The sequence below is a fragment of the Achromobacter sp. 10T422 genome, assembly GCF_056394065.1.
This window is the reverse complement of the sequence record NZ_JBFTHD010000004.1, coordinates 618,355-636,477: the sequence shown is the minus strand read 5'-3', so window position 1 is coordinate 636,477 and position 18,123 is coordinate 618,355. Positions and strand designations below refer to the sequence as shown.

Here is an 18,123-nt window from a genome sequence, read left to right as displayed (position 1 = left end):
ATCTTGCCGGTGGCAACCAGCGTGCCGTCTTCGGTGACCGCGCCGTCAGCCTTACCGGTCAACACCGGAGTGTCGTTGGTGCCAACGATCGTGACAACCACCTGACCGGTCGTGCCGTCAGCTGTCGTAACGGTGAACGTCTCGGTCAGGGTCTTGCCCGCGCCCAAGCCTTGAACAGCCGGGTCGTTATTGGTCAGGGTGTAGTTCCACTTGCCATCGGCGTCGATGGAGAACGTGCCGTGCTGGCCGGCAGCATTGGTCTGCGTTTGGAAGACCGCCTGGCCAGCGTCCGGATCAGTAACTTCCAGCTTGCCGCCGGTCGTGAGCGTACCGTCTTCGGTGACCGAACCCTTGTCATCGCCGGGTTGAGCCGGATTGATGGTCGCGCCGTCGTCGGTGCCGTTGATGGTGACCGTGACTTGCTTGTCGACGATTCCGCCGTTGCCGTCGTTGACGGTCACGGTGAAGGTTTCGGTAAAGGTCTCGCCGGACTTCAGGCCCTGAACAGCCTTGTTGGCGTTGTCCAGGTTGTAGGTCCAGTTGCCGGAGCCATCGACCGAGAACGAACCATAAGCACCCTTGCCGTCGTTGTTGACGGTCCAGGTATGGGTATCGGTCGTGTCAATGTCAGCGACGTCGATCTTGCCGGTGGCAACCAAGGTGCCGTCTTCGGTGACAGCGCCATCGGCCTTGCCGGTCAGAACCGGAACATCATTCGTACCGACGATGGTGACCACGACCTGGCCTGTGGTGCCATCCGCCGTCGTAACGGTAAAGGTCTCGGTCAGCGTCTTGCCCGCGCCCAAGCCCTGAACGGCCGGGTCGTCGTTGGTCAGGTTATACGTCCACTTGCCATCGGCGTCGATGGAGAACGTGCCGTGCTGACCGGCGGCATTGGTCTGCGTTTGGAAGACCGCCTGGCCCGCATCCGGGTCGGTCACTTCGAGCTTGCCGCCTGTCGTGAGCGTCCCGTCTTCGGTGACCGAGCCCTTGTCATCGCCCGGTTGAGCCGGGTTGATGATGGCGCCGTCATCGGTGCCGTTGATGGTGACCGTAACTTGCTTGTCGACGATTCCGCCGTTGCCGTCGTTGACGGTCACGGTGAACGTTTCGGTAAAGGTCTCGCCGGACTTCAGACCCTGAACAGCCTTGTTGGCGTTGTCGAGGTTGTACGTCCAGTTGCCCGACCCATCGACCGAGAACGAGCCATACGTACCCTTGCCGTCGTTGTTGACGGTCCAGGTATGGGTATCGGTCGTGTCAATGTCAGCGGCATCGATCTTGCCGGTAGCAACCAGTGTGCCGTCTTCCGTGACTGCACCGTCAGCCTTGCCGGTCAGAACCGGAACATCATTCGTACCGACGATCGTGACCACGACCTGGCCCGTCGTGCCATCCGCCGTTGTGACCGTAATCGTCTCGGTCAGCGTCTTGCCCGCGCCCAAACCTTGAACGGCGGCGTCGCCATTGTTCAGGTTATACGTCCACTTGCCGTCCGCATCGATCGAGAATGTGCCGTGTGCGGCGGGGGTGCCGGACTGAACCTGGAACACAGCTTGGCCGGCGTCCGGGTCGGCGACGTTCAACTTGCCGCCGACGGTCAGAGCCACATCTTCGGTGACGGTGCCTTGGTCTGCGCCCGGGATGCCCGGGGTGATAACGGCGCCGTCATCCGTGCCGTTGATCGTGACCGTGACTTGTTGCGTCGTGACGCCGCCGTGGCCGTCGTCGACCGTGACGGTGAAGGTCTCAGTGATCGATTCGCCGCTCTTCAGGCCCTTGACGGTGGTGTTGCTGTCGTCCAGGTTGTAGGACCACTTGCCGGTGTTGTCGACCGTGAAGCTGCCAAAGTCGCCCTTGCCGCCGTTGTTGACCGTCCAGGTGTGCGTGTCGTTTGCGTCGACGTCGGTCTGGGTCAGTTGGCCGGTGACGTTGGTGGTGCTGCCGTCAGTGACGGAACCGTTGGTCTGGCCGCTGATGACCGGCGCGTCGTTGGTGCCGTTGATGGTGACCGTGACGGCTTGCGTGGTCACGCCGCCGTGGCCGTCGTCGACGGTGACGGTGAACGTCTCGGTCAGCGATTCGCCGACGCCCAGTGCTTGCACCTTGGGATCAGCATTGTTCAGGTTGTAGGTCCACTTGCCGGTGCTGTCGACCGAGAAGTTGCCGTGGTCGCCGTTGCCGCCGTTGTTGACCGTCCACGTGTGCGTGTCGTTCGTGTCTACGTCGGTCTGGCCCAGTTGGCCGCTCACCGTCAGAGAGCCGTCTTCTTTGACGGAGCCCGAGGCTTCACCGCTGACGACGGGCACGTCATTGGTGCCGTTGATGGTGATCGTGACGGCTTGCGTGGTCGCGCCGCCGTGGCCGTCGTTGACCGTGACGGTGAAGGTTTCGGTCAGCGACTCGCCTGCGCCCAGCGCTTGCACGGCAGGGTTGGTGTTGGTCAGGTTGTAGGTCCAGGTGCCGTCGGCGGCAATGGTCAGCGCGCCGTACTGGCCGGCGCCATTGTTGTTGATTGACCACGTGTGCGTGTCGGACGTATCGACGTCAGCCACATCAAGCTTGCCGGTGGCGGCGAGGGTGGTTTCTTCGGTGACGGCGCCGGCGGCTTGGCCGCTGAGCGTGGGCACGTCGTTCGTGCCTTGGATGGTGACGGTGACCGTGCCGGTGGTGCCGTCTGCCGTGGTGACGGTGAAGGTCTCGGTCAGCGTTTCGCCGACGGCCAGCGCTTGCACGCGGGCGTCGTTGTTGTTCAGGTTGTAGACCCACGCGCCGCTGGCGTCGATCGAGAATGTGCCGTGCTGGCCAGCCTGGCCGGATTGCACGACGAAGCGGGCTTCGCCGTCGTCCACGTCGGTGACGTTGAGCTTGCCGTTTGCAGTGAAGGTGGTGTCTTCCTTGACTGTACCGGCGTCATCGCCCGCGTTGGCGGGGGTGATCTGGGCGGGGTCGTTCACGCCGACGATCGTGACTTCGACCGTGGCGGTAGACGTCGCGCCGCTGGGATCGGTGACGGTGTAGGAAATCGTGGTGGTGGCGGTTTGGCCGGCCGGCAGGTTCTGAAAGCCCGTGCCGGGCGTGAACGTGTAGCTGCCGTCAGGCAAGACGGTGAACGTGCCGCCATTGGTGCCGGTGACGGTAACGCCGCCGGCGGTCATGGGGCGGCCGCTGACGGAGACGATCGCCAGGGGATCGCCATCGGGGTCGGCGTCGTTGGTGAGCAGGTTGCCGCGCTGGATGGCATTCTGGTCGCCGCTGCTGACGTCGTTCAGGGCGGACGGCGCGGTGTTGGTCGCGGCCGGCGCGGTCGTATCGTCGGTGTTGTCGCCGGTGGCGCCCGCCGCCGAGGCGCGGGGCAGGGTGTCGTCGCCGCGGCTGGGGTTGGGATAGGCCAGGTCCAGCGGAGTCGTGGTTTCCAGGATGCGGGCCAGGCGCACGAAGCTGCTGCCGCCGGCATCGCCGCCGCCGGCCACGATGGCGGCGGTGGGGTCCAGTTCGTCGAAGGGGTCGCGCCCGGCTTGCAGCGCAGCCAGCAGGCGGTCGGAATCGGTGCCGGTGGGCGGCGTGATGGCCGCTTCGCTCGGATCGGCCAGCGGGCCGGTGAGGTCCTCGTTGATGGCGACCTCGCGGCTTTCACCGATCACGATCGGCATGCCGTTTTCAACCTGAAGGGAAACCGTGGCGCCCGAGGCCGTGACGATGTCACTGCCGGCAGGGACTTTGCTGCCTTGATGCAGTTCAGTCAGCGAGCCGTCGCTATTGCGTATCCACGCGCGGCCGGAAATTTCATTGACAACTGCGGCGGGGGTAAAGGTGGCCATGTGGGTTCCGTTTCAGGGAGTTATCCAAAGATGGCCAAATACTAGGGTTTGCCCCAAAGGGAGGCATATTGTCCTCAAGGACAATATCAAGAGGTAATTTTGCTCCGTGAGTCTGCGGGTGCGGAAATGCCATGGACGAGCAGGGCGAGCTGCAGGCGGTCCGCGACCTTGAGCTTGTCGAAAACGGCAGACAGATGGGCCTTGACCGTGCGCTCAGTGATGCCCAGGGCTTCAGCGATCTGGGCGTTGGACTGGCCGCTGGCGGCGTAGCGGGCAACGGTGACTTCGCGTTCGGTAAGCAGGCCGTTGTCCCAGGAATGGGCATCCTGGGCGCGTTCGGTCATCAGTTTGAGCAGGCGCGTCACCAGCGACCGGCCCATCCAGATGCCGCCCGACGCCACCACTTCCAGCGCCTGCGACAAGGCGGCGGCCGAGGCATAGCTATGGCAATAGCCGTGGGCGCCCGCGCCTAGCGCCTGGGTGCCTTGCTCGTCATTCGGGCTGGGGCTGGCCACAACCACATGCAAGCCGGCCAGGGACGAGGACCAGATCGGGTCTTGCCATGACGGCAGGCGCGGCACGTCGGTATCCAGCACCGCTACAGCGCGGCCTTGCTCGCGCCAGCGTTGCAGGTCAGCCAGACCCCGCCCGCGGGCAGCCAGCCAGCGCGTGGAATCCAGCGCGCGCCAATGCTGCCACAGCAGGTCGTCGTGCGTAATCAACAGGACGGGAACAGGTTTCATAAAGCCTTCCAGCTCTCCTTAACGTTCGGTAAAGGCGTTAGCCTTGGCACGCAAGATCGGTTTGAGCAGGTACTGCAGCACAGTGCGTTTGCCCGTCAGGATATGAACCTCGGCCACCATCCCGGGGATGATGGGCAAGAGCTTGTCCCCCACGGTGCTGCGGTCCGTGCGGACGCGCACCACGTAATACGAATTGCCTTTCTCGTCGGTGACCGTGTCTGCGCCGATCTGTTCGACCTTGCCTTCCAGGCCGCCGTAGATGGCGAAGTCGTAGGCGGTGAATTTCACTTCGGCCTTCTGGTCGGCGTGCAGGAAACCGATGTCGCGCGGCTGGATACGCACTTCCAGCAGCAGCGTGTCGTCCTTGGGCACGATCTCGATGATGTCCTTGCCCGGCTGCACCACGCCGCCCACGGTGTTGTTGAACAGCGTCTTGATGGTGCCGGCCAGCGGGGCGCGCACTTCAGCCAGCTTCACGCGGTCGGCCAGCGCCAGCTTGCCTTGGCGCAGGGTGGACAGCTTGGTGTTGGTTTCGGAAAGTTCGCTGCGAGCCTGGTTGCGGATGTTCAGCTCAGACTCTTCGAGCTTGCTTTGCGCTTCCTTGATCGACGCCTGGAAGCGGTCGATCTGCGCCTCGGCGCCTTTCTGTTCACCGCAGTAGCGGGCCACGTCGCGTTGCAAGCGCAGCAGATCCACTTCGGACACGGCGCCGCTTTTCAGCAGGGGACGCGTCACCTGAAGTTCGCGCGAGGTCAGGCCGCAGCTGGCCGATGCCTGGTCGCGCTTGGCGATCGTTTCGCGCAGGTCTTCCTGGCGCTGCTTGAGCTGTTCGCGGGCGACGTTGACCGTGGCGTTCAATTCGGTATTGCGCGCTTGCCACGCGTTGCGCTCCATTTCGGCCAGACCGGGCGCCTGCTTCAGCACTTCTTCCGGGGCCACGAAGGGCTCGCCAGTGGCCAGCGCTTCCAGACGGGCCGACTTGGCCAGCAAGGACAGGTATTCCGCATTGTTCTCGCCCAACGAGGACGCAAAACGTGTGGAGTCGATCTTCAGTAGCGTCTGGCCGGCTTGCACTTCCTGACCCGGACGAACCAGAATTTCTTCGACGATGCCGCCATCCAGGCTCTGGATGATCTGCACCTGACGCGACGGCACAACCTTGCCTTCGCCGCGCACCACCTCGTCAATGCTGCCGGTCGCTGCCCAGACAAGCAGGAGCGCCGTGGCCAGCAAGGCCACCCACAGCAGCACACGCGAACTGCGGGCCTGCGATTCGTGAATCACCCATTCGGCATTGCCGACATAGTCAGACCGCTTTTCGACTTTGCCTTTTTCCGTGCCATCCAGCAGCCGGTCGAAAAAGAATACGAAGACGTTGCGCAATTTGCGCCACAAGCCGCCCAATAGGCCGTGCTTGGTCTCTCCAGGATTTGTCTGCATGGCGCCCTTAACTCCCGCGTCCAACGCGTCCCTGACGCAGTGCTTCCACAACTTGCTCCTTGGGACCGTCGGCCACGATGTGACCGTTGTCGATCACGATCAGGCGGTCGACCAGGTCCAGCAACGCGGTCCGGTGCGTGACCAGAAGAATCGTCTTGGTCGCGCTGGCCTCGCCCAGCCGCTTGCGCAGTTGGGCTTCGCTTTGGTGGTCCATGTTGCTGCTGGGTTCGTCCAGCAGCAGGATGGGAGGATCGTTGATCAGGGCGCGGGCCACGGCAACGGATTGCCGTTGGCCGCCTGACAACGATTCACCGCGTTCGCCAATGATCATGTCGAACCCGTTGGGGTGCAGGTTGGCGAAGTCGGTGACGCCGGCCAGATTGGCGGCCGCCAAAATGCTGGCGTCGTCGGCATAGGGCGCGCCCATGGCCAGGTTGTGCTTCAGGCTGCCGTAGAACAGCGTCGGGTCTTGCGGCACGTGGCCGATCGCGCGGCGCACGTCGGCCGGGTCGATCTGGCGGACGTCCACGCCATCGAGCAGCACGGCGCCTTCGGTGGGCTGATACAGCGCCAGCGCCAGCTTTTCCAGCGTGGTCTTGCCCGAACCGATGCGGCCGATGATGCCGACCTTTTCACCGGGCTTGAGCTTGAACGACACCTTCTTCAGCACCGGCTGCGTGCTGCCGGGATACGAGAACGTGACGTCGCGGAATTCCAGGCCGCCGTGGAACACCGGGCGATGCAGGAACTCGGATTCGGCGGGGCGTTCGATCGGCAGCTTCATGTAGTTGTCGATGGAACCCAGCGAGGTGCGGGCATTTTGATATTGCATCAGCAGGCCGGCCACCTGGCCCAGCGGCGCCAGGCAGCGGCCGGCAATCATGGATGCGGCGATGATGCCGCCCATGGACATGGCCGATTCCTGTGCCTGGTACACGCCGATGATCACGACGGCGATCGACACCAGTTGTTGAATTGCCTGCACGAAGCCGACCGTTGACGACGAAATCAGCTTGAGCTTGCCGCCCGTTTGCGCGATGAATTCGGTAGCGCGTTCCCAGTTGCGCTGGATGGCGCCCTGGGCGTTGAGCGTCTTCACGGCTTCCAGGCCGGTCAGCGCTTCCACCAGCGTGGCGTTGCGTTGCGAGCTGGCTTGGAAAGACGCCATCGTCAGCGCTTCCATGCGCGCCTGCGCGGCAAGCGACACCAGCAGAATCAGCACGATTGCCACGAGCGGCGGCAGAATCATCCATGGCGAGATCCAGGCCAAGGCGGCCAGGAACAGCACGATGAAAGGCAGATCGACCAGCGTGGTGATGGTGGCTGACGCGATGAAGTCGCGGATGGATTCGAACGAACGCAGGTTGGCCGCGAAGGAACCCACCGATACCGGCCGGCCCTCCAGGCGCAAGTCCAGCACGCGTTCCATGATCTGCGCAGACAGGCGCACATCGACCCGTTTGCTGGCGCTGTCCACCACATGCGAGCGCGCCGTGGACAAAATCATGTTGAAGATCACGACCAGCGTAATGCCGATGGCCAGCACCCACAGCGTCTCGACGGCGTTGTTGGGCACGACGCGGTCGTACACGTTCATGGTGAACAACGGCATCGCCATGGCGAAGATGTTGATCAGCAGGGCGGCGATCAGCGCGTCGCGGTACAGGCGCCGGTTTTCCATGATGGCGGCCCAGAACCAATGGCGCTCGCGCACCTTGGCGACTTCCGGCGCTCGCGCGTCAAAGCGGAACTGCGGGCGCACAAAGCACACCAGGCCGGTGTACTGCGCGGCCAACGCTTCGGGCGTCATCTCGACAGAGCTGCCGCCCAGTTCAGGATGGCTGACGATGTATTTGCCGTCTTCTTTCTTGAGCAGCAGGCAGGCGCGTTCGCCTTGCAGCAGCAGAATGGCGGGCAACAGGTCTTGAGAAATGCTGTCCAGCGTGCGTTTGACGACGCGCGCGGAAAGTTGCGCGCGCGCAGCGGCGCGAGGCAGCAGGGCAGGGGTCAGCCGGTGCTCTTCCAGCGGTAAACCAGAAGACAGCGCTTGCGCCGTGGCGGTCACGCCGTGCAGGCGCGTGATTTCAACCAGGCAGTCCAGCAGCGGGTCKTCGTGCGCCGCGCGGGCATCGGCACGCCATTCCCGAGCGGCCTTTTCAGATAACTTGTCCATCTTCGTCATCCAAGAGGTCGAGGTGTTCGGACAGGCGCGCGCGTTGCTGCTTGCGCTGTGAAAGTTTTTGCTGGGCCTGGATAGGCAGGTCCGTCATGCGCAAGGTGCCATTGGCGATCAAGGCGTCGATCAAGTCTTCCAGGACGCGGACAAAGTCCGCGTCCAGCTGCGAAAATTCTTTGCCCTGGGGGGGCATATGGCCTCCTTGCGACCCAACGCCGGTCAGGGCTTGGCGTTGGGTGCGTTCAGCGGCACGAGCGTGGGCGGCAGCGTGCCTTCGTTGTATTGCACGCGCACGGGCGCCAAGCGGGCAGCGTCGGGAACCGTCGAATTGCAAAGCTTGATCACTTCGTCGGAGACTTCCAGCTTGCCGTTTTCCTCGGGCATCTCATTGCGCGCGGGTTGCAGCGACAGCGCAGGCAGCAGAGCATGCGACAGCGCCAGCCAGCGGTATTGCGCAAGCTTGAGGTCATACAGGCCGTTGGTCAATGCGCGGCGTGACTCAAACAACTCGTTTTCGGTGTCCAGCAAGTCCAGCAGCGAACGTTGGCCAATCTGGAATTGTTGGCGATACGCGTCACGGACTTTTGTGGTGGCCACTTCGTGGTCACGCAGGAACGGCAGCTTCTGGCTCAGGCTCTGGACGTTATTCCAAGCCACGGCCAAGTCCTGCTGCACATTGCGGCAGGTGTAGTCGCGGATGTCGCGTGCGGCGTACGACTGCGCGGCCGTCTGGCGGACGCGAGCCGAATCGGCGCCGCCGCGGTACAGGTTGTAGCTCATCACGACTTGCACGCTGGAGCTCTGGATATCGCGGGTTTGCGGGGTGGGGTCGTTCTGGTCGCGGCCCGTGGAAGCCACAAATTCAAACTTCGGCGAGAACGCGCCCTTGGACGAGGCCACGCCCGCTTGCGCGGCTTGCAGGCCGGCTTGCTTGGACAGGAAGCTGGGGTTGCGGCGCAGCGACTCATTGAAGTCGCCCGGTTTCACAGGAAGCTTGTCGCCAATGTCGGGCGGCGGCTGCATGGCTTCGGGCGGGAAGGCGCCAGTGACGCGCTGGAAACGTTGCTGTACGTCCAGCAGGTTGGCGGTTTCCGTCATCAGGTTGGTCTGAGCCAGCGACAAACGGCCGCCAGCCTGTTCCAGGTCGACCCGGCGGCCAACGCCCGATTCGGTGCGCTCGCCAATCTGCTTGAGCGTTTCTTCGTGCAAGGAATAGTTCTGGCGGGCCAGCAGCTCCATATCGCGATAGCGTTGCAGGTCGATATAGGCCTGCACGGCCGAAAACGCCGTGCTGTCGCTGGTGGCCAGCACGTCATAGAAGCGTGCGAGCTTGTCGAAACCCGCTTGCTTGACGTCGTTGTTGGTACGGAAGCCGTCAAAAATCAGCTGGCGCAGTTCAACGTTGTAGCCCGGGCGGCTCCAGTTCTGCGAGCCCACGGCCGGCACGTTGCTGCGATATTCGCGGCCCAGGTAGCCCTGGGCATTGATCTGCGGAAAGTACGCGGCGCGGGCGACCGATTGGCCTTCCAGCGACGCTTGGAAGTCGTGGTACTTGGCTTGGATTTCGGGATTGCTGAGCAGCGTCTGTTCAACGATCTGGTTCAGCGTCACTGCGGACGGGGCGCCGGTTGCGGCGGCGGGCGCTGCGGACTGTGCAAATGCTGCGGGAACAAAGGCCAGGGCAAGGATCGAAGTCGTGCTCTTAAGCAAAAACGAAGCCATAGTGATTATTCGCGAGTAGGTTTAGATTGAGTGGCCGACATCTTGTATGAAAATGTCATATCTTCCGAGTCAAGATTTGTTAAATCGTGGCAGGCAGATACGACTGGCCAAAACGTTTCGTCGCGCAACATCACTTAAATTTCCTGAATTTGCACGAACTTCACAGTAGCTGAAATTCTCAGCTTGATTAATACGTTTTATTTCGCATTATTTCGAAAAAGACGCAACCGTAGTGAAACTGGATTATATCGGCTAGATAATTCTGAATCTATTTTCCTTAACAAAGTTTTTCTATGTGATTAATTTTCCACAACCTCTTCCCCAACTTTTCAGGAAGGGTGCGGAGTGAGGCGGATAGCGTCCGTTTTGCGCCCATCATGGTAGTGGTGGTACTAGTATCTATGGTGTGGTTGTACTAGGTTCAGACCGTGTGCATAATTCCTCCATGCCGCAGTGGCCGGCGCGGGAGCGACTTGCTTTTCAACCGCGTGAGGCACGAGCCGGATTGTCTATTTGCAGAGCGCATCCATGGCCCAAACCCTTTACGACAAACTCTGGGACGCCCACATCGTCCACCAGGAATCAGACGGCACCTGTCTGCTCTATATCGATCGCCACCTGCTGCACGAAGTGACCAGCCCGCAGGCGTTCGAGGGCTTGGCCATTGCCGGCCGCAAGCCGTGGCGCACGGGCGCCAACCTGGCGGTGGCGGACCACAACGTGCCGACGATCAATCGCGCCCAGGGTATTGATGACCCGGTCTCCCGCCTGCAAGTCGATACGCTGGACACCAATTGCGATAAGTACGGCATTACCGAATTCCGCATGAATGACTTGCGCCAGGGCATCGTGCACGTGATCGGGCCGGAGCAGGGCGCAACGCTGCCCGGCATGACGGTCGTCTGTGGTGACTCGCACACCAGCACGCACGGAGCGCTGGGCGCGTTGGCTTTCGGTATTGGCACGTCCGAAGTCGAGCACGTGCTGGCTACGCAAACGCTCTTGATGAAAAAAGCCAAGAGCATGCTGATCAAGGTTGAAGGCGAATTGCCCTTCGGCTGTACGGCCAAGGATGTGGTGCTCCACATCATCGGCATCATCGGTACGGCGGGCGGTACGGGCCACGCCATCGAATTCGCCGGCAGCACGATCCGCGCGCTGTCCGTGGAAGGCCGCATGACGGTCTGCAACATGGCCATCGAAGCGGGCGCCCGTTCGGGCATGGTCGCGGTGGACGACAAGACGGTCGAGTATTTCCGCGGCCGTCCGTTTGCGCCCCACGGCGTGGTCTGGGATCAGGCCGTCAAGTACTGGCGCACGCTGCACACCGACGAAGGCGCCAAGTTCGACACCGTGGTGGAAGTCAATGCGCGCGACATCAAGCCGCAAGTCACCTGGGGCACGTCGCCCGAAATGGTATTGCCGGTGGACTCCCGCGTGCCGGACCCCGATCGTGAAAAAGACGATGTGCGCCGCAGCGGCATGGAGCGCGCGCTGGAATACATGGGCTTGAAGCCCAACACGCCGCTTACCGATATCCGCGTGGACCGCGTGTTCATCGGCTCGTGCACCAATTCGCGTATTGAAGACTTGCGCGCCGCGGCCGTCGTGGCCCGCGGCAAGCGCGTCGCGTCCAATGTGCGCCAGGCGATGGTGGTGCCGGGTTCGGGCCTGGTCAAACAGCAGGCCGAACGCGAAGGGCTGGACAAGATTTTCATTGAAGCCGGCTTTGAGTGGCGCGAACCGGGCTGCTCGATGTGCCTGGCCATGAACGCCGACCGCCTTGAACCGGGCGAGCGTTGCGCATCCACGTCGAACCGCAACTTCGAAGGCCGCCAAGGCCAGGGCGGCCGCACGCACCTGGTCAGCCCCGCGATGGCCGCCGCCGCCGCCGTGGCCGGCCACTTCGTCGACGTCCGCACGTTCCGTTAAGCGATACAGCACCGAGTACCGACATCATGCAAGCATTTACCACTCACGAAGGCCTGGTGGCTCCGCTCGATCGCGAAAACGTCGACACGGACCTCATCATCCCCAAGCAGTTTCTCAAGTCCATCCAGCGCACGGGTTTCGGGCCCAACCTCTTTGACGAGCTGCGTTATCTGGACCACGGCGAACCCGGCATGGACAACAGCAAGCGTCCGCTGAATCCGGATTTCGTGCTGAACCAGCCGCGTTACCAGGGCGCTTCGGTGCTGCTGGCCCGCAAGAACTTTGGCTGCGGTTCCAGCCGTGAACACGCGCCCTGGGCGCTGACGCAGTTTGGCTTTCGCGCCATCATTGCGCCGTCGTACGCCGACATCTTCTTCAACAACAGCTTCAAGAACGGCTTGCTGCCGATCGTGCTGTCTGAATTGGAAGTGGCGCGCCTGTTCGATGAGGTCAAAGCCTTCCCGAACTTCAAGCTGAACATCGACCTGGACCGCCAGGTTGTGATCGCCCCGGACGGCCGCGCGATGGGCTTCGATATCGAACCCTTCCGCAAGTACTGCCTGCTCAATGGCTTTGACGATATCGGCCTGACCTTGCGTCATGCCGACAAGATCCGCGCCTTTGAAGCCGAACGCCTGGCCCGCCATCCCTGGCTGGAAAGCCGTCCCATCGCCTGAACCCTATTCTGATCACAGGATCGCTTCTTAAATGACTCACAACATTGCAGTCTTGCCGGGTGACGGCATCGGCCCGGAAATCGTTGAGCAGGCCGTGCGCGTCCTGAAGGCGCTGGACGTTTCCTTCGACATCAAGCAGGCTCCCGTGGGCGGCGCCGCGTTCGACCAGTTCGAACACCCGCTGCCGCCGGCCACGCTGAACCTGGCCAAGGAATCGGACGCCATTCTGTTTGGCGCCGTCGGCGACTGGAAGTACGACAGCCTGCCGCGTGAATTCCGTCCGGAACAAGCCATTCTGGGCCTGCGCAAGGCGCTGGGCCTGTTTGCGAACCTGCGTCCGGCCATTCTGTATCCCGAGCTTGCCAGCGCCTCGTCGCTCAAGCCCGAGATCGTGTCCGGCCTGGACATCCTGATCATCCGCGAACTGACCGGCGACATTTACTTCGGCACGCCGCGCGGTGTGCGCTCGTCGCCGGACGGCGCCTTCACGGGCGAACGCGAAGGCTACGACACGATGCGCTACGCCGAAACCGAAGTGCGCCGCATCGCGCGCATCGGCTTCGAATCGGCCCGCAAGCGCAACAAGAAGCTGTGCAGCGTGGATAAGGCCAACGTGCTGGAAACGTCGCAGTTCTGGCGCGATATCGTCATTGAAGTGGCGCGTGAATATCCGGACGTCGAGCTGTCGCACATGTACGTCGACAACGCCGCCATGCAACTGGTGCGCAACCCGCGCCAGTTTGACGTCATCGTCACGGGCAACCTGTTCGGCGACATCCTGTCGGACGAAGCGGCCATGCTGACGGGCTCGATCGGCATGCTGCCGTCGGCATCGCTGAATGCCAGCGGCCAGGGCTTGTACGAACCCAGCCACGGTTCGGCTCCGGACATCGCCGGCCAAGGCATCGCCAATCCGTTGGCGACGATTCTGTCGGCCGCCATGCTGCTGCGTTACTCGCTGAACCTGGCGCCCCAGGCTGACCGTATCGAAGCCGCCGTGCGCCGCGTGCTGGCCGACGGCCTGCGCACCGCCGACATCTTCGAACCGGGCACGACGAAAGTCAGCACGGCGGGCATGGGCGACGCAGTGCTGAAAGCACTGGCCTGATCGTCAAGCAAGGGGCGCGCCCTTGCGGCGCAGCCCCAAGATTTTGAAGGGCCGCCCGCAAGGCGGCCCTTTTTGCGACCCAGCTCTGAGCCGCCGGTGGGCTTGCCATTGACCCGATGCGGCCCTGTTGTGAAGGCGCCGCGAAAGGGCATGCCTTGTCTTGTGGCCCCGATTTTTTCTAGCTGCGCCGCAACATCTCCCCGTGCATTCTGATAAATTGTTGAATTGCACGTTTTTTTCTACCCGGACCTTGTCTCCACCTTTATAGAGCGATTGAAATGAATCAAGCAGTAGGCCTTGTCGGCTGGCGCGGAATGGTCGGCTCGGTGCTCATGCAACGCATGCGCGACGAGAACGACTTCGCACTGATCGAACCGGTGTTCTTTTCCACCAGCAATGCTGGCGGCGCTGCGCCCACGTGGGCCGAAGGCGCGGGCCCGTTGCAAAATGCCTACGATATTGATGCTCTGAAAAAACTGCCGATCATTCTGACGGCACAAGGCGGCGACTACACGTCCGAGGTTTACCCGAAGCTGCGCGGCGCGGGCTGGAACGGCATCTGGATTGATGCGGCCAGCACCCTGCGCATGGCTGACGACGCCATCATCGTTCTGGACCCGGTCAACCGCCCGGTCATCGACGCAGCGCTCAAGCGCGGCGTGCGCAATTTCATCGGCGGCAACTGCACGGTCAGCTGCATGCTGATGGGTCTGGCCGGCCTGTTCAACAACGACCTGGTGGAATGGATGACCTCCATGACGTACCAGGCCGCATCCGGCGGCGGCGCGCAACACATGCGCGAACTGCTGACCCAGTTCGGCGAGATCAACCAAGCCGTCAAGCCGTTGCTGGACGACCCCGCGTCGGCCATCCTGGCGATCGACCGCGGCGTGCTGGCCAAGCAGAAAGATCCGGCGCTGCCCCACGAACACTTCGGCGTGCCGCTGGGCGGCAACCTGATTCCCTGGATCGACAAGGATCTGGGCGACGGGATGTCGAAGGAAGAGTGGAAGGCCGAAGTCGAAACCAACAAGATCCTGGGCCGTGGCGCTGCTTTCGGCACGCCGGCCACCCCGATCGACGGCCTGTGCGTGCGCATCGGCGCCATGCGCTGCCACAGCCAGGCGCTGACCATCAAGCTCAAGCGCGATGTGCCGATCGACGAAATCGAAGCGCTGATCGCGCAAGGCACGCAGTGGGCGAAGGTGGTTCCGAACACCAAGGAAGCCACCGTCTCTGCGCTGACCCCCGTGGCCGTGACCGGCACGCTGGATATTCCGGTGGGCCGCCTGCGCAAGCTGTCGATGGGCTCGCAGTACCTGGGCGCCTTCACCGTGGGCGACCAACTGCTGTGGGGCGCCGCCGAACCGCTGCGCCGTATGTTGCGCATTGCGCTGGCCGAAGCCTGATGCCGGTTCGGGCGCCGCGCGGCGGGGCCTGATCGTGTAGCAAGTGAAGCAAGGGCACCTTCGGGTGCCCTTGACGTTTGAGCGATAGTGAAAAGGTGTGGCGGATGCGCCCGCGAGTCAATGCCGATGCGCCTTTCAGGTTTGTGAAATGCCCGTCATCCATTACACTTTTCCGGTGAATTGAGGCCTGTTCTCACTGATTTGGTGCGGACGGGCTCTAGCCCGTAATTCGACTACAAGAACGGAATTCCAGCTTATGACCCAGCGTTCGCGCCACGTGAAGCATGCCCGCCGTTTGAAAGCCCTTCAATGGGCGATCGCCTTGGCGATCGGGTCGAGCATGTGCAGTTCGGCGCTGGCCATGCGCGTGGGGCATTCGCGTGTCGTGTCGGTCCCGGGTGCGCCGTTGCAGGCGGTTGTGGGCTTGCAGGAACTGACGCCGGATGAAGTCGCGTCGCTGAAAGTATCGGTGGCGGATGATGCGGCCTGGCAACGCGCTGGCCTGAAGCCGCCGGTGCCGTTGGGCAGCATGGTTGTCCGGGTCGAAGACGGCATGGACGCCACGCGCAAGAATTTGCGCATCCGTGGCACTCAACCGCCGGCAAGCGGCGCGGTGGATCTGCTGCTGGATATCAGCTCGAGTTCGGGGCAGCGCCAAGTGCAGGTCAGCATTCTGGTGCCATTGCGCGGAACCGGCGCTGACGTGACGCCCGCCGCCGTCGGCTCCCCGCGTGCAGGGGGCACGACGGGCTCGGTCAACGTCAAATCGGGCGACAACCTGTTCGCCATCGCACAACGCAACGCGGTGCCCAACGCCTCGGTCTACCAGATGCTGGTGGCGCTGTGGCGCGCCAATCCCGAGGCGTTCATCCAGAGCAATATGAATCTGGTGCGCGCGGGACAGAAGCTGAAAATTCCTGATGCGGCAACGGTGCGCGCGATTGACCCGGCCGAAGCGCGCCGCATTTTCAATGAACACGCCGAAGCCTTCGCCAAGTATCGCGCCCGTCTTGGCGCGGCCGCCGGTGCGAATCCGTCGGTGGTGAAGGGCCAGGACGCCGCCTCCGGCACCGTCGCCCGCCCGGGCGACACCGGTGTCGCCAGTGCTGCGCCCACGCAGGATCGTGTGCGCCTGTCTTCAGGTGAGGCATCGAACAGCCCGTCCGCGCAAGCCGACGCGCAGGCGGATGCCAGGACGTCGAGCGAGCGCGCGATGAAAGACGTCGAAGGCCGCGTCAATCAGCTGCAAAGCAATGTGGACGAGTTGAATAAAGCGGTTGCGCAGCAGGGAGCGTCGGGCGGTGCCGGCGCAACGGGCGCAGCAGGTGCTTCGGGTGCAGCAGGTACCTCGGGCACGTCGGGCGCAGCAGGTACACCGGGCGCAGCAGGCACACCGGGTGCAGCAGGCACACCGGGCGCAGCGGGCACACCGGGTGCAGCAGGCACGCCGGGCGCAGCAGGTACGTCGGGCGCAGCAGGTACGCCGGGTGCAGCAGGCACATCGGGTGCAGCAGGCACACCGGGTGCAGCAGGCACACCGGGCGCAGCAGGAACACCGGGTGCAACAGGCGCAACAGGCGCAGCGGCCGCAGCAGGCTCACCGGCCGCAGCAGGCTCACCGGGTGCAGCAGGAACACCGGGTGCAGCGGGTACTCCTAGCGCAGCAGGCACGTCGGGCGCAGCAGGCACGCCGGGCGCAGCAGGCACGCCGGGTGCAGCAGGCACGTCGGGCGCATCAGGTGCACCGGGCGCAGCAGGCACGTCGGGCGCATCAGGAACACCGGGTGCAGCAGGCACGTCGGGCGCATCAGGTGCACCGAGCGCAGCAGGTACGCCTGGCGCAGCAGGCACGCCGGGCGCAGCAGGCACTCCAGGCGCAGCAGGCACCCCCGGCGTAGCAGGCGCTCCCGGCGCTGCCGCCCCGTCGTCTACCGACAAGGCCGTCACGGGCACTCCGCCCTCAAACAGCAAAGATCTCACCTCCGGCATGCCCAGTTGGCTTGCCGACAATTTGCTTGTCATCGTCACCGCCGTGTTGGCGCTGATTGCGTTCGCCATTGCCTGGCTGCTGCGCCGTGCCGGCGCCCGGCGTGACGACGATGATGAGGAAACGTACGCCTATAACGAGCCGGCGCTGGACACGGCAGCGCTGAATCGCAAGCTCGATACGATCAATCTCGACCTGGACGAACCGCCCACGGACGAACCGCGCCGAGTCAGCGGACCTCGAGTTTGAATAATGTCTAGAGTTGCATTGGGGCTGGCGTACGACGGCTCCGCTTGGCAGGGTTGGCAGACACAGCCGCATCGGCAAACGGTGCAGGACACGCTGGAGTCTGCGTTGGCAAGCTTCTGTGGGGTGAAGGGCGCGGTTCCCACGATTTGCGCGGGGCGTACCGACACCGGCGTGCATGGCGCGATGCAGGTCGTTCATCTGGATACGGAGTTGGACCGGCGCATGGAATCCTGGGTGCGGGGCGTGAATGCGTTTTTGCCGCCCAGCGTATCGGTGCAGTGGGCGCAGTTGGTGTCAGACGAATTCCATGCCCGTTTCTCGGCGCGCGCCCGTACTTACGTTTATTTAGTGTGGCGAGGCCGCGTGCGGCCAGCGTTGTGGGCGGGGCGGGCCGGCTGGTGCTTTCAGCCGCTGGATGTTGATGCCATGCGCGCTGCCGCGCAGGCACTGTTGGGTGAACACGATTTCTCCAGCTTCCGGTCGTCGCAATGCCAGGCCAAACATCCAGTGCGCCACATGCATCGGCTGGACATCGAGGAACGCGGCCCGTTCCTGGTGTTCACGCTGAAGGCCAACGCGTTTTTGCACCACATGGTGCGCAACATCATGGGTGCGTTGTTGCAGATCGGGCAGGGCAGGGAAGCTGTGGACTGGATGGCGCAACTGCTGTCGTGGCGTGACCGCAAACGAGGCGCGCCGACGTTCTCACCAGACGGCCTGTATTTGTCCGCGATTGATTATCCCGCCGAGTTTGGCCTGGAAGAGCTTGATGGCGGATCGCTGTTGCTATCGCCGTTCACGCAGACCTATTAGGAAGCTGTTGTCATTGATGGCGCGGCCTCGCGCCTGATGGAGAGGA

The 18,123-nt window shown here is 63.2% G+C and carries 12 protein-coding genes; 6 read left to right on the top strand and 6 right to left on the bottom strand.

Features of this window, described 5'->3' with window-relative positions; all coding sequences use genetic code 11:
• The 6 genes from AC1DB0_RS13510 to AC1DB0_RS13485 all read right to left on the bottom strand — a co-directional run.
• Positions 1–3,821: retention module-containing protein (locus AC1DB0_RS13510; RefSeq protein WP_476758686.1), on the bottom strand; the 3,821-nt coding region annotated here is incomplete at its 3' end.
• 86 nt (positions 3,822–3,907) lie between these two features.
• Complete coding sequence (locus AC1DB0_RS13505; protein WP_054422379.1) at positions 3,908–4,564, bottom strand: response regulator transcription factor; 657 nt, start codon at positions 4,562–4,564, stop codon at positions 3,908–3,910.
• Positions 4,565–4,582: 18 nt separating this feature from the next.
• Entirely contained in the window at positions 4,583–6,004 is a 1,422-nt protein-coding gene (locus tag AC1DB0_RS13500; RefSeq protein ID WP_054422378.1) for an HlyD family type I secretion periplasmic adaptor subunit, read from the bottom strand.
• A 7-nt stretch (positions 6,005–6,011) separates the two neighbouring features.
• A complete protein-coding gene (locus AC1DB0_RS13495; RefSeq protein ID WP_476758685.1) occupies positions 6,012–8,177 on the bottom strand; it encodes a type I secretion system permease/ATPase in 2,166 nt (721 codons plus the stop codon).
• Complete coding sequence (locus tag AC1DB0_RS13490; protein WP_476757053.1) at positions 8,161–8,373, bottom strand: hypothetical protein; 213 nt, start codon at positions 8,371–8,373, stop codon at positions 8,161–8,163. The genes AC1DB0_RS13495 and AC1DB0_RS13490 overlap by 17 nt, the downstream gene beginning before the upstream one ends.
• A gap of 26 nt (positions 8,374–8,399) precedes the next feature.
• Complete coding sequence (locus tag AC1DB0_RS13485; RefSeq protein WP_054422376.1) at positions 8,400–9,902, bottom strand: TolC family outer membrane protein; 1,503 nt, start codon at positions 9,900–9,902, stop codon at positions 8,400–8,402.
• Between the two features lie 528 nt (positions 9,903–10,430).
• Between AC1DB0_RS13485 and leuC the strand changes: the two genes are divergently transcribed.
• The 6 genes from leuC to truA all read left to right on the top strand — a co-directional run bounded on the left by leuC (position 10,431) and on the right by truA (position 18,077).
• Complete coding sequence (gene leuC, locus AC1DB0_RS13480; RefSeq protein ID WP_054422375.1) at positions 10,431–11,834, top strand: 3-isopropylmalate dehydratase large subunit; 1,404 nt, start codon at positions 10,431–10,433, stop codon at positions 11,832–11,834.
• Between the two features lie 26 nt (positions 11,835–11,860).
• Positions 11,861–12,511, top strand: coding sequence for a 3-isopropylmalate dehydratase small subunit (leuD, locus tag AC1DB0_RS13475; RefSeq protein WP_476757052.1), 651 nt, complete (start codon positions 11,861–11,863; stop codon positions 12,509–12,511).
• A gap of 31 nt (positions 12,512–12,542) precedes the next feature.
• The gene (leuB, locus tag AC1DB0_RS13470) at positions 12,543–13,619 is read left to right on the top strand and encodes a 3-isopropylmalate dehydrogenase (RefSeq protein WP_054422373.1); all 1,077 of its coding nucleotides are present in this window, start codon (positions 12,543–12,545) and stop codon (positions 13,617–13,619) included.
• 278 nt (positions 13,620–13,897) lie between these two features.
• Positions 13,898–15,028 carry an aspartate-semialdehyde dehydrogenase gene (asd, locus tag AC1DB0_RS13465; RefSeq protein ID WP_054422372.1) on the top strand — a complete coding sequence of 377 codons (1,131 nt, stop codon included), beginning with the start codon at positions 13,898–13,900 and terminating at the stop codon, positions 15,026–15,028.
• Between the two features lie 256 nt (positions 15,029–15,284).
• Entirely contained in the window at positions 15,285–17,264 is a 1,980-nt protein-coding gene (locus AC1DB0_RS13460; protein WP_476757051.1) for a type IV pilus assembly protein FimV, read from the top strand.
• A 3-nt stretch (positions 17,265–17,267) separates the two neighbouring features.
• Positions 17,268–18,077, top strand: a complete 810-nt coding sequence (gene truA, locus AC1DB0_RS13455; RefSeq protein WP_054422370.1) for a tRNA pseudouridine(38-40) synthase TruA — start codon at positions 17,268–17,270, stop codon at positions 18,075–18,077.
• The last annotated feature ends 46 nt before the right edge of the window (positions 18,078–18,123 follow it).

Bases quoted from the DNA above. Each gene is read 5' to 3' on its own strand.
- AC1DB0_RS13485 (WP_054422376.1), bottom strand. From the start codon at position 9,902: ATGGCTTCGTTTTTGCTTAAGAGCACGACTTCGATCCTTGCCCTGGCC.
- leuD (WP_476757052.1), top strand. From the start codon at position 11,861: ATGCAAGCATTTACCACTCACGAAGGCCTGGTGGCTCCGCTCGATCGC.
- leuB (WP_054422373.1), top strand. From the start codon at position 12,543: ATGACTCACAACATTGCAGTCTTGCCGGGTGACGGCATCGGCCCGGAA.
- truA (WP_054422370.1), top strand. From the start codon at position 17,268: ATGTCTAGAGTTGCATTGGGGCTGGCGTACGACGGCTCCGCTTGGCAG.
- AC1DB0_RS13505 (WP_054422379.1), bottom strand. From the start codon at position 4,564: ATGAAACCTGTTCCCGTCCTGTTGATTACGCACGACGACCTGCTGTGG.
- AC1DB0_RS13500 (WP_054422378.1), bottom strand. From the start codon at position 6,004: ATGCAGACAAATCCTGGAGAGACCAAGCACGGCCTATTGGGCGGCTTG.
- leuC (WP_054422375.1), top strand. From the start codon at position 10,431: ATGGCCCAAACCCTTTACGACAAACTCTGGGACGCCCACATCGTCCAC.
- AC1DB0_RS13490 (WP_476757053.1), bottom strand. From the start codon at position 8,373: ATGCCCCCCCAGGGCAAAGAATTTTCGCAGCTGGACGCGGACTTTGTC.
- asd (WP_054422372.1), top strand. From the start codon at position 13,898: ATGAATCAAGCAGTAGGCCTTGTCGGCTGGCGCGGAATGGTCGGCTCG.
- AC1DB0_RS13460 (WP_476757051.1), top strand. From the start codon at position 15,285: ATGACCCAGCGTTCGCGCCACGTGAAGCATGCCCGCCGTTTGAAAGCC.